Here is an 11,663-nt window from a genome sequence, read left to right as displayed (position 1 = left end):
TAGATTCTGATGATGCTTTTGACCGAACGAAGGTAGAAAAAATTGTTGAAATTTTTCAACTAAATTCAGATATTGGTTGGTGTTATCATCCTCTCAAGTTGCTCGATTATAGTAAAAATACGGTTATAAGAAGCGATCCTGACGGCATCTCTAGCCACAAAGTAGACTTTAGACAACAGGTACGGCAAGGAAAATTACCATATTTTGTTCCAGCAACGTCAGGACTTTGTTTTCAGCGATCGCTACTTCAACAACTCCTACCAATGCCAGTTGCTCACAATATCTCCTTAGGAGATCATTACATCAAATTTACAGCTTTAGCATTGTCATCTGGATTCTTTTTAAATGAGGACTTAGCCATTCAGAAGGTTCATGAAAATAATGCTTTTACCTTAGATTTTTTTCATGGTAATAAGAAACAAGTTGAAGCTAGAATCTTAACTTTAACTGCTTACTGGATGCAAAAGAAATTTCCAGTTATGATTAATTTTGCTAATAAAATTTTTGGCATTGGTCTTGGTATATATTGGCAAACAGGTGGCATTGAGCCAGGATGTAAGTCCTCAATTGAGGAATACTTGTCTAATACTTCTGCAATCAAAAAGATTGAAATCTACTTGCGGGCATATTATCATGCAAATCCACTCTTTCTAAGCATTCGACGTTTTCGGTTGCTCCGCGATCTGCAACAAGTCAAAACAATAGCAGATGCTGGAGAACATGCGACTGTTACCACACCCATCTAACATTGTGTAAGTTCTGAAACAGATTTTTCCTACACTAATGAAGCGATCGTCTAGATCGTCAGTATTCGTTGAATAGTCTTCCCTAAAACACTACTCTTTTGGTGGATGAGCGTTGGGCTACTGCCTACAGTACACTCTGAAATCATACCTACACTTCACCGATATGGAAGACACTCTGTTCAACCGTACTTTTCGGGACAGCCAGGGTGAGATTGTCCTGGCTCAAAAGCCCAATCTGCCGATTCTGGTCTGGCTAGCAGCAACTTTACTCAATTTGATTCCCACGACTGGCAACATCCACACAGGGCTAGACGCACTCGCCTTTGGCTCCTTGTTCACCTGGGCGTGGCTGGAACTATTCCAAGGTGTTAACTACTTCCGACGGGCGTTAGGATTTATCGTGCTAATAGGCGCGATCGCCTCTAGAATTTCCTGGTTGTAACGGGTTCACCATTCCAAAACTGTAATGCCTACATCGATCGCCTCCATGCTCGCATTCCGCTATTCATGCTGAGAATTGACTTGTTGTTTGGATTAGCATTATTTACGCTCGTGCTGTGCGATCGCACAATGCAAGATCGGGCTGTGGATCGCATTAGATTTTAGGATAAAGCTGTAACTTTTGGGTGGCGATCTCTAGCTGCACTGGAGTGTTAACTGCTAAATAAGTGTTTGTGGGAGTCCGCGCCACGATCTCACGACCGCTAGGTGTATGGAGGACGTAGCGATATTCGCGTCCGAGGAACTGGCGATCGCGAATTAAAATTTGACTGGTAGGAACGGGGATGAGAACGATTTCTTCTTGACGCACCATCAGATCGACAGCATCCTGCCGATCGCAATTGCCAGTTATGGTAATAGGGATAGTGCCGATTTCTGTCTGCCACACATCACCTCGTCGCTGAGCTGGAATCAGATTGGCTTGGGTAACAAACTCGGCAACAAACCGCGATGCTGGTTGCTGATATAGGTACTCTGGCGTATCAATCTGCTCCAGATAACCATTGCACATGACTGCAACCCGATCGGCGATTGATAGCGCTTCTTCGCGATCGTGCGTGACTAGTATCGCCGATACACCCGCAGCTTTGAGGATCGCGCGCAACTCGTGCCGCAATCGCAATCGCACTTGTGCATCTAGATTGCTCAGCGGTTCGTCGAGCAGAATCAGCGCTGGACGCGGAGCAATGGCACGAGCGAGAGCAACACGCTGCTGTTGTCCGCCAGAGAGTTGGTGAGGATAGCGATTCTCCATGCCAGTCAGATTGACTAAGGCGAGTGCATCTTTCACCTGCTTCGCAGTTTTGGAGGAGCGATCTAAGCCAAACGCAATATTTTGACTGACTGTGAGATGCGGGAACAAGGCGTAGTCCTGAAACACCATCCCCACATTCCGCTGTTCTGGTGGCAACCAATGCCCATCACCCGATACCCGTCGCTGGGCAATGTCAATCGTGCCGTTCTGGGGCTGTTCAAATCCAGCAATTAACCGCAGGAGCGTAGTTTTGCCACAACCAGAGGGACCGAGCAGCGCTAGTAAATCGCCTGCTTGCAACGATAGGGAAACCCCACAGACGGCGGGTTGAGTCCGGCGGGAAAATTGTCGAGTGACCTGATGCAGACAGAGAAGGGGAGAGAGCATGAAAGCGGAAAAGCTATATCAACTTAGACTTGCCTTTATAGTGTAATGGAGTCCTGCAATATATTCTCATCAAGAATTTCATATTATTGGCTGGACAGATCGTTTCTGATTATCTTTTTGCTTCATTGCCCTATGCATACGCTTGACTCTCGCCGTATTTTCAAACGTTCCTGGAATGGCTGGACGTTCTTAGTTATAGCGATCGCCTTACTGATTCTCGCTCCGATTGGAGTGGTACTCAGTAGTGTCTTGACAAACTCCGGCACGGTATGGAACCACCTCCTAACCACAGTGCTACCAGACTACATTAGTAGTTCTCTGTGGTTAATGCTGGGGGTTGGGCTGTGTACGGTAGCGATTGGCGTAGGCACGGCGTGGTTAGTGACAATGTGTCGATTTCCCGGACAGCGGCTATTAGAATGGGCGCTGCTGCTGCCATTAGCTGCTCCAGCTTACGTGTTGGCATACGTGTATACGGAGATGTTGGAGTTTTACGGTCCGGTACAGTTGGCGCTGCGAGACATGTTTGGCTGGACGAGCGTGAATGACTACTGGTTTCCTACCGTTCGATCGGTCGGTGGCGCGATCGCCATTATTAGTCTCGTGCTGTATCCCTACGTTTACTTGCTCAGCCGAGTGGCATTTTTAGAACAGTCAGTTTGTACGCTAGAAGCAAGTCGATTGCTGGGATGCAATCCGTGGCGCAGTTTCACGCGAGTCGCATTACCGCTGGCTAGACCAGCAATTGTCGCAGGGCTATCGCTGGTGCTGATGGAAACGCTGAATGATTTTGGTACGGTGCAATATTTTGCCGTGAATACGTTTAGTGTTGGGATTTATCGGACGTGGTTTGGTATGGGCGATCGAATTGCTGCTTCACAGCTGTCGGCGTTGTTATTGGTATTTGTGTTGTTACTAATCGGGCTGGAGCGCTGGTCTCGGCAGCAAACGCGCTACCACCACACGGGACGCTATCAGCGATTGTCTGCGTTTAGGTTGCAGGGATGGCGAGCGATTGCCGCTGTCATCGTTTGTGGACTGCCGATCGCGCTGGGTTTTTTGATTCCTGCCGGACGCTTGCTGTACATGGCAATGACTGACATGACTCACAACTTCAGCGAACGCTTTTGGGAGCTTTCTCGCCATAGTCTGATCCTAGCGGCAGTAACGGCAATAGTGGCAGTCGTCGTGTCGCCAATCCTGGCTTACGGTTTGCGGCTGAGTTCCAATTGGGGTATGCAGGTAGCGGTCAGAACGGCAACGGTGGGCTATGCAATTCCTGGCGCGGTGATTGCCGTGGGCGTGCTGTTTCCAATTGGGGCGATCGATAATGCGGTAGATGCTGGGATGCGATCGACTTTGGGTATTTCGACCGGCTTGTTGCTCAGCGGCACAATTACAACGCTGGTATTTGCCTATTTGGTGCGATTCTTGGCGGTGTCGTATAACACGGTTGAATCCAGCCTCAGCCGCATTAAACCGAATCTGGATGATGCGGCGCGATCGCTCGGCTGTGGCACAACTCGCACTCTGGTGCAGATTCACGCACCGTTGATGAGTGGTGGCTTACTCACGGCAGCAATTTTAGTATTTGTCGATGTGATGAAAGAATTGCCTGCAACGCTCATCGTTCGTCCGTTTAACTTTGATACTCTGGCAGTAGAGGTCTATCGGCTGGCAGCAGACGAGCGTTTGGCAGAGGCAGCTGCACCCGCATTGGCAATTGTTGCTGTTGGTATTATTCCTGTGATTGCTTTAAGTCGGCAGATTACCCGTACCAGACCGGAGGAAATTGAATAGGTACAGGGAGTAGGGAGTGGGGAGTAGGGAGTAGGGAGAACATAAAACTTTTAATAAATTTATGTCGAGATCCGTAGTACAGCGGACTGAAGCGGAGGAATCCCAATGCTTTCAAGCATGGATTCCTCTGCTCCCTTACCCTGCTCCCCGCTCCCTTGGAAAACAGGTAGTTCTTTTGACACGAGATCGTGGTATATTCCTCTCTAATGCAAAAACTTATCATTAGCAGACTATCTGCGATCGAAAAGGCGTTTTGTTAAACGCCAAATCTTGTCTTGACTAAATCGTGTCTTGACTAATCAGAAAATAGTGCTGAATCGATTTTCGAGTAGCACGTAGTTCCCTGTTCTTAGTTAATTAATGTGGTTAGTGAGTTATGAACTTAGGTAAGGTAAAAATCTGGGTAGGTGTGGGTGCTTACGTTCTCTCAGGCGCGGCAGCGATCGCTGCAACCGATCGTGCCGCAGAAGCAGCTGCGGAAAGGGCGCTCGAAATCCCCGATCGCGCTTCAGTGATGAAGATAGCCCAAGGCGGTGAAGGTGGTGAGGGCGGTGAAGGCGGTGAAGGTGGTAGTCCTGCCAAGCCTCCTACTACTTTTACTCCCAGACAGGGTGGTGAAGGCGGTGAAGGTGGTAGCCCTACCAAGCCTCCTACTACCCTTACTCCTAGCCAGGGTGGTGAAGGTGGTGAAGGCGGTGAAGGCGGTGAAGGTGGTAGTCCTGCCAAGCCTCCTACTACTTTTACTCCCAGACAGGGTGGTGAAGGCGGTAGTCCCGCCAAGCCTCCTACTACTACCCCTATCCAGGGTGGTGAAGGTGGTGAAGGTGGTGAAGCAGGAACATCATTCAAGGATAAGCTCAGTGGTAAGCAACTGTTAAACGCCTTGCAAAACGGTGGATATGTCATTTACTTCAGGCATGCCCAAACTGAAAAGGATTATGCCGACCAAGTGTCTGCAAAAATGGGAGATTGTTCGACTCAGCGGATGTTGAGTGAAGTCGGCTGGCAACAGTCACGGACGATCGGTCAAGCTTTTGAAGCGTTGAAGATTCCTGTGGGTCAAGTTTACTCTAGTGAGTATTGCCGTGCTTGGCAGACAGCAGATATTGCATTTGGTCGCACTGAAAAGAGAGCAGCCTTGAATTTTCCACCTGCTGAAGATTACACCGAAGCCCAGAAAGCCCAGATGCGAACTGCGGTGATGCCATTCCTCATGACTACGCCTGCTGACGGAACCAATACGGTGGTTGTGGGTCACGACGACGTGTTTGATGCGGCAACAGGAATTTATCCAGAGCCTCAAGGTGTTGCATACATTGTGAAGCCAGATGGCAAGGGTAAGTTTGAACTCGTTGCTAATATGTTGCCTGAAGAATGGGCAAAAATGGCACAGTAAATTCAGTTATCAGGGAGCAGGGAGCAGGGAGCGCACGAGCAGTTATCAGTGACTCCTGACCAGCGACCAGTGAAGAATAGGGTGTGGGGTGTATCGAGCAGGAAATTTTGAATTTTGAATTGCTCCCCTTATCCTTTCCCTCACTCCTCACTCCTCGCTCCTCACTCCTTCTTACAGCATTGCGATCGCCATGATTCTGTGTATTGGAAATATTCTTAACCCTACGGAGCTAGAAACGACGATCGCCAAACTGGAGATGGCTGAGTTCGTGGACGGTAAAGCTACAGCTGGCTGGCACGCCCGCCAGGTCAAACACAATACCCAACTTCCTCAGAGTTCGCCCGCACTGGCAAGTGTGCGAGATATCATCAATGCAGCTTTACAGCGGCACGCCTTATTCCAAATGGCGGTGCGTCCCTATATCGTTCGTCTGGTAACTATCAGTCGCTACGATATCGGCATGTCTTACGGCACTCATGTTGATAATGCTCTGATGTACGATCCTTTGATGCGATCGGATGTATCGATGACATTATTTCTCAGTAATCCTACCACTTACGAAGGGGGAGAACTGATAATAGAGAGTACCCAGGGAGAGGTAGCATTTAAGTTGCCTGCGGGGTCGGCGATCGTTTATCCTTCATCAACGTTGCACCGCGTGGAAGCCGTGACTCAAGGCGTGCGTCTAGCAGCAGTCACCTGGATTCAAAGTTTGGTACGCGATCCTCAGCAGCGAGAAATTTTGTTCGATCTCGATACGGCACGTCAAACGCTGTTTGAAGCCTCCGGCAAAACGCCCGTATTCGATTTGATTTCTAAAAGCCATGCCAATCTCTTACGCCAGTGGACGGAGTTTTGAGCTAATGCAAAAATTTTTTAAAAGTCTGTACCTATTAATGACATTATTATTATTAAATCAAAATTGCGATCGCGAGAACGTAAGCTAGAAGGATTTATGAGCAAGATGACTCGTCGCACCTTTTTGGGTGCTAGTGCTGGTGCTGCTGCGGCAACTGTGACAATCGGGACGTGGGGGCTGGGAGCGTCAGCCCAAACAGGTGGCAATCGAGTAGTCAATCTCTATTCAGCACGTCATTACGATGCAGATAGTGAAATCTATCAAGCTTTTGCAGATGCTACGGGAATTCAGGTGAACCTAATTGAAGGTGAAGCCGATCCGCTGATCGAGCGGATTAGAAGTGAGGGAGCCAATAGTCCAGCAGATGTTTTAGTGACGGTTGATGCAGGGCGTTTGTGGCGGGCAGAACAAGCAGGGCTGTTTCAACCTGTTAAATCGGCGCTCTTGACCAAGGCTATTCCCAAAAACCTGTGTCATCCCGATGGTCTGTGGTTCGGCTTCTCGAAGCGGGCGCGGGTGATTATGTATGACAAAACCAAGGTAAAACCAGCAGACTTGTCTACATACGAAGACTTGACAAACCCAAAATGGCGCGGTCAGATTTTAGTACGACCGTCCAATAATGTTTACAACCAATCTTTAGTAGGTTCGATTTTAGCGGCTAATGGTGAGTCCAAAACGGAAGCTTGGGTACGGGGGCTAGTAGCAAACTTTGCCCGTCCAGCTCAAGGCAACGATGTCGGACAAATTCAAGCCTGCGCTGCTGGGGTGGGGAGCTTAGCAATTTGCAATACCTATTACCTAGCACGAATTGCAGCTTCCGATAAACCTGCCGATCGCGCCGTTGCTGAAAAAATTGGCGTGTTTTTCCCCAACCAAAAGGGTCGCGGTACTCACGTCAATATTAGCGGTGGTGGATTGGTCAAGACCTCTCCCAACAAAGAAAACGCAATTAAATTCCTTGAATTTCTGGCAAGTTCTCGCGCTCAGGAAATTTTTGCGAAAAGTAATCACGAATATCCAGTCGTAGCCGGTGTTGCAGTCGATCCGATTTTGGCAAGCTACGGGAAATTTAAGGAAGATTCGCTCAATGCGGCTGTGTTTGGTCGCAATGGTGCAACAGCTCTACAAATTATGGATCGAGCTGGGTGGAAATAACGCGGGTAGATTTGAACTGATGGATTCCCTATGCTGTCCCGAGTGGACAGCGTAGGGTTTCATTCAATCAATCTGTACAAAAAGAAATCTGCTTGTTGTTAACCGAAATAATTTTATCCAATCGAATTTCTGTACCATTATTCATCCTCAGAAAGTCAGCTTGGTTTGCAGCATAAACATCCACAATGAGACCTTCAATTTCAACTGATTCACCAGCTGCATTACGATATACAATCCGACATGATTGGCGCAAGGTTGCTAATGCTTCTAGCTCATCGTGAAACCCGCAATCAATAAGAATATATTTGTCCACGATCCTTTGGGTGTATGGCGTACGGTTTAAAAACTTGAGTTACGCACTTGAGGTTTCAGATCTCGACGATCCCCCCTAGCCCCCCTTAAAAAGGGGGGAATAAAGCCCCCTTTTTAAGGGGGTTGGGGGATCGATTGCGTAACTCCTGAAAAACTTGAGTGTTATATAGTTTCTAACAACATAGACAAGTATGTCACGCCGCTAGTTTGCTCGGTGTTACCCGAACTGGGACAACTACAAGTTTCTTTATCCCTCTGCAAATGCGTTAGGGATTGCTTTTCGCATGATAATGACCCGTTTACGTCGCTACTGAAATTCTTCAAGCAGTTTTACAACTACCATCGGCATCACCAAGGTTTGAGCGATCGAACACCAATGGCAGTCGATCGAAAAGAATACATGACTCATGCTGCAACACGTATGTTAATTTGACCTGTCATGACAATTAACTACTAACCAACGGATTTCAACATTTCTGGTAATCTCAGATATAAGTAAAGCAGTGGGGTCAGTGTAGTATCGGTATGAACTTTGACCAAGCACTTGAAATAACGAATAAAGTTGTGTTTGCCCAGTGGGGCAGGCAGCTGAGTGACGTGGAAACTGCTATTCTCATGGGTGCTTGGCAAAGTCAGACCTACGAGCAGACTGCTGAGGCTGCGGGTTATTCTGTCAGTTACTTGACGCGCGATGTCGGTCCCAAATTCTGGAAGCTCTTGAGCAAAGCTTTAGGAGAAAATGTCAGTAAAACCAACTTTCGCGCCGCCTTAGAGCGTCAGTGGCGTGAGTCGATGCATGAATCTCAAGGGCAAAAAGGGAAAGAGGTACAAAGTGCATCTATTAGCCCCAAGCCTGACTTTTTAGAATTTCCTGGCGGTCCAGTACCGCTTGATTCTCTGTTTTACATCGAGCGTCCGCCGATTGAAGAACTCGCCTATGCCCAAATTAGCAAACCTGGAAGCCTACTGCGACTTAAAGCTCCTAGGCAGATGGGAAAAACATCCCTGATGCATAGAATTTTGGCTCATGCCAAACAGCAAGGGTTCCACACCGTGCTGTTAAGCTTGCAGCGAGCAGACAGTAGCATTTTCACGTCCTTAGATAAATTCTTACGCTGGTTGTGTGCTAACGTTAGCCGTCAGTTGAATTTAGAGCCGAGGTTGGATGACTATTGGGATGAGGATATTGGCAGTAAAGTCAGCTGCTCGATTTATTTCCAGGAATTTTTACTGGCAGAAATTGACTCTCCAATGGTTTTGGCTTTGGATGAAGTCAATCGGATTTTCGAGTATCCTGAAATCTCTAGCGATTTCCTGCCACTGCTGCGCTCCTGGTATGAAGATGCCTCGGAATTAGAAATCTGGAAAAAACTCCGACTGGTGGTAGTTCATGCTACGGAAGCTTATATCCCTTTAGATATCAATCAATCTCCTTTTAATGTTGGATTACCAATTAAATTACCAGAATTTAGTTTGGAGCAAGCGCAGGAGCTGGCAGTACGTCATCGTCTGGATTGGAGTAAGAGCGAGGAGGGGGTGAAAAATCTAGCTCTTTTGCTAACAATGGTGGGGGGACATCCCTATCTGATCCGCATTGCGCTCTATCATTTGGCACGCCAGGAGGTGAGCCTAAACCAACTCCTACAAACTGCTCCTACAGTTTCTGGAGTCTATAGCGATCGCTTACGGCATCACCTTGCTAATCTCCAAGAGCATCCCGAACTAGCGACAGCATTCAAGCGAGTCGTAACATCCAATGAACCCGTGCAATTAGAAGCGATCGCTGCCTATAAATTAGAAAGTATGGGATTAGTCAAGCTGGAGGGAAATTTGGCAACGCCCAGCTGTGAGTTGTATCGATTGTATTTCCGCGAGCAATTAGGCTAAGCCTATGAACGCATACGAATATCAAGTTGGTGGTAGTCTCAAAATGGATGCTCCTAGCTACGTGGAGCGACAGGCTGACGCTGAACTGTATCATGCATTGCTTAGAGGTGAGTTTTGTTATGTTTTTAGCTCCCGACAAATGGGCAAATCTAGCCTGCGACTAAGAACTCGGCATCGGTTAGAAGCAGGAGGTTTCAGGTGTGCCTCTATCGATATGACGCGGATCGGCAGTGAAAATATTACTCCCGCTCAGTGGTACAAAGGTGTAATGGTCGATCTGTTAAGAGGCTTCAATCTCTTTGGTAAAATCAATTTCAAAGCTTGGTGGCAAGAACGAGAAGATTTATCTCTACTTCAGCGATTCAGCCAGTTTATCGAAGACATTTTGTTAGTCCAAATTCAGAGCGAGAAAATCTTTATTTTTATTGATGAAATTGATAGTGTACTGGGACTTAATTTCCCAACTGAAGATTTTTTTGCCTTGATTCGAGCTTGCTACAACCAGCGAGCGGAAAATCCAGAATACAATCGCCTCACCTGGGCGCTATTTGGGGTAGCAACGCCTTCAGATTTGATTGCCGATCGCCATCGAACTCCATTTAATATCGGTAAATCTATCGATCTGCATGGCTTCGATCTATCAGAAGTCCAACCGCTAGCAGCTGGCTTAGAGGATAAGGTAGCCAATCCGATATCTGTACTCAAAGATATCTTGGCGTGGACGGACGGACAGCCATTTCTGACTCAGAAACTTTGTCAAATTGCAATTCAGGAAAGGATGAGTGGGAGTCAAGACTTACAGGAATCTACAAGTCTAGAAGGCGAAGACCGATTCAAGTTAGATTACCATCTACCGATCGTGAATTATCATCTGATCCGTTTTTATTACCAATTCCCGCCATTAATCTTAGAAAAACTCGTCAGAATCCACATTATTGAAAATTGGGAAGCGAAGGACGAGCCAGAGCATTTGAAGACGATCCGCGATCGCTTGCTGCGAAACGAACAGCGGGCTAGTGCTTTGCTAGGCATCTATCAGCAAATTTTACAAGGGGTTGAAATCCCTGTAGATGACTCTCAAGAGCAAATCGAGTTGTTGTTATCGGGTTTGGTTGTCAAGCACCAAGGACAATTGCAAGTCAAGAACCGCATCTATCAAGAAGTATTTAATCAAACTTGGGTAGAAAAACAATTGGCAAAACTGCGACCTTACTCCCAGGCGTTAGATGCTTGGTCGATCTCACAAAGACACGACTTTTCGCGGTTGTTGCGCGGGCAAGCCTTAGTTGAAGCTCAAGCTTGGTCGCAGGGTAAAAGTTTGAGTGAATTGGATTATCAGTTTTTAGCAGCAAGCCAAGAATGCGATCGCCGAGAAGTTGAGACGCGATTGGAAGCAGAACGGACTCAAGAAATCGCTGCGCGACTGTTGCAAGAGCGAAAAGCTGCCAGATTCCAAAAGTTATTTTTAGGCACTTTATGTTTGGTCTTGGCGATCGCTTTAGGATTGGGGGTAGCAACTTTCTTTCAGTCCCATTGGTGCGCGGTTGCGTTTTGATAGGCGATGAGCTGAGAAATAATTTCCACGGGAGTCAGAGCGATCGTCTTCTGTGCGATCGCTAAATTGCGTTACAAAAATTCGCTCAAACATGAGCTGTCTGGTTGTAAATAGTTATTATTGCTAGTTGTTATAGTTCTCTTAACAAAAAAATCTATAAATTTCGACCTGTTTTTTTTAGCGTTTGGTATTTTTTTACTTAAGTCGTAGTTTAAATGCCTCATAATTTCATAGAACTTATTAATTGGGTACGTACTTGGCGATCGCAGCGCACGAACTTTCGCTGGCGATACCCATTCATAACGATC

At 47.0% G+C, this 11,663-nt stretch carries 9 protein-coding genes and 1 pseudogene; 8 read left to right on the top strand and 2 right to left on the bottom strand.

What is annotated here, in order from left to right; genetic code table 11:
• Together ACRC32_RS15540 and ACRC32_RS15535 are read left to right on the top strand one after the other, a co-directional pair.
• On the top strand, positions 1 to 746 hold a 746-nt coding region (locus ACRC32_RS15540), incomplete at its 5' end, for a glycosyltransferase family 2 protein (protein WP_438554818.1).
• Between the two features lie 163 nt (positions 747 to 909).
• Positions 910 to 1,188, top strand: a complete 279-nt coding sequence (locus ACRC32_RS15535; RefSeq protein ID WP_438554817.1) for a hypothetical protein — start codon at positions 910 to 912, stop codon at positions 1,186 to 1,188.
• Positions 1,189 to 1,341: 153 nt separating this feature from the next.
• Here the strand turns inward: ACRC32_RS15535 and ACRC32_RS15530 are convergent, their stop codons facing one another.
• On the bottom strand, positions 1,342 to 2,388 hold the full coding sequence (locus tag ACRC32_RS15530) for an ABC transporter ATP-binding protein (protein ID WP_438554816.1): 1,047 nt from the start codon (positions 2,386 to 2,388) through the stop codon (positions 1,342 to 1,344).
• Positions 2,389 to 2,520: 132 nt separating this feature from the next.
• Here ACRC32_RS15530 and ACRC32_RS15525 point away from each other — a divergent pair, with 132 nt between their 5' ends.
• The 4 genes and pseudogenes from ACRC32_RS15525 (at position 2,521) to ACRC32_RS15510 (ending at position 7,601) form a co-directional block, all read left to right on the top strand.
• The gene (locus tag ACRC32_RS15525; RefSeq protein ID WP_438554815.1) at positions 2,521 to 4,188 is read left to right on the top strand and encodes an ABC transporter permease; all 1,668 of its coding nucleotides are present in this window, start codon (positions 2,521 to 2,523) and stop codon (positions 4,186 to 4,188) included.
• Between the two features lie 823 nt (positions 4,189 to 5,011).
• Positions 5,012 to 5,584 (top strand): annotated as a pseudogene (locus ACRC32_RS15520) (histidine phosphatase family protein); the annotation flags it as partial.
• Between the two features lie 190 nt (positions 5,585 to 5,774).
• Positions 5,775 to 6,443 carry a Fe2+-dependent dioxygenase gene (locus ACRC32_RS15515; RefSeq protein ID WP_438554814.1) on the top strand — a complete coding sequence of 223 codons (669 nt, stop codon included), beginning with the start codon at positions 5,775 to 5,777 and terminating at the stop codon, positions 6,441 to 6,443.
• Between the two features lie 96 nt (positions 6,444 to 6,539).
• The gene (locus ACRC32_RS15510; protein ID WP_438554813.1) at positions 6,540 to 7,601 is read left to right on the top strand and encodes a Fe(3+) ABC transporter substrate-binding protein; all 1,062 of its coding nucleotides are present in this window, start codon (positions 6,540 to 6,542) and stop codon (positions 7,599 to 7,601) included.
• Between the two features lie 67 nt (positions 7,602 to 7,668).
• On the opposite strand, the gene ACRC32_RS15505 is transcribed toward ACRC32_RS15510, so the two are convergent.
• Positions 7,669 to 7,914, bottom strand: coding sequence for a hypothetical protein (locus ACRC32_RS15505; protein ID WP_438554812.1), 246 nt, complete (start codon positions 7,912 to 7,914; stop codon positions 7,669 to 7,671).
• 524 nt (positions 7,915 to 8,438) lie between these two features.
• On the opposite strand from ACRC32_RS15505, the gene ACRC32_RS15500 reads away from it, so the two are divergent.
• A complete protein-coding gene (locus ACRC32_RS15500; protein ID WP_438554811.1) occupies positions 8,439 to 9,800 on the top strand; it encodes an AAA-like domain-containing protein in 1,362 nt (453 codons plus the stop codon).
• Between the two features lie 4 nt (positions 9,801 to 9,804).
• Positions 9,805 to 11,355 (top strand): AAA-like domain-containing protein, encoded by a 1,551-nt coding sequence (locus ACRC32_RS15495; protein WP_438554810.1) that lies wholly within the window; start codon positions 9,805 to 9,807, stop codon positions 11,353 to 11,355.
• Positions 11,356 to 11,663 lie beyond the last annotated feature (308 nt).

Source organism: Chroococcidiopsis sp., assembly GCF_051657925.1.
Classification (GTDB): Bacteria; Cyanobacteriota; Cyanobacteriia; order Cyanobacteriales; family Chroococcidiopsidaceae; genus Chroococcidiopsis.
The sequence above is the reverse complement of the archived record's forward strand: the minus strand, read 5'-3'. Positions and strand labels throughout refer to the sequence as shown.

What these genes read in the sequence shown, in the direction of transcription:
- ACRC32_RS15535 (WP_438554817.1), top strand. Translation starts at nt 910, where the DNA reads ATGGAAGACACTCTGTTCAACCGTACTTTTCGGGACAGCCAGGGTGAG.
- ACRC32_RS15530 (WP_438554816.1), bottom strand. Translation starts at nt 2,388, where the DNA reads ATGCTCTCTCCCCTTCTCTGTCTGCATCAGGTCACTCGACAATTTTCC.
- ACRC32_RS15525 (WP_438554815.1), top strand. Translation starts at nt 2,521, where the DNA reads ATGCATACGCTTGACTCTCGCCGTATTTTCAAACGTTCCTGGAATGGC.
- ACRC32_RS15515 (WP_438554814.1), top strand. Translation starts at nt 5,775, where the DNA reads ATGATTCTGTGTATTGGAAATATTCTTAACCCTACGGAGCTAGAAACG.
- ACRC32_RS15510 (WP_438554813.1), top strand. Translation starts at nt 6,540, where the DNA reads ATGAGCAAGATGACTCGTCGCACCTTTTTGGGTGCTAGTGCTGGTGCT.
- ACRC32_RS15500 (WP_438554811.1), top strand. Translation starts at nt 8,439, where the DNA reads ATGAACTTTGACCAAGCACTTGAAATAACGAATAAAGTTGTGTTTGCC.
- ACRC32_RS15495 (WP_438554810.1), top strand. Translation starts at nt 9,805, where the DNA reads ATGAACGCATACGAATATCAAGTTGGTGGTAGTCTCAAAATGGATGCT.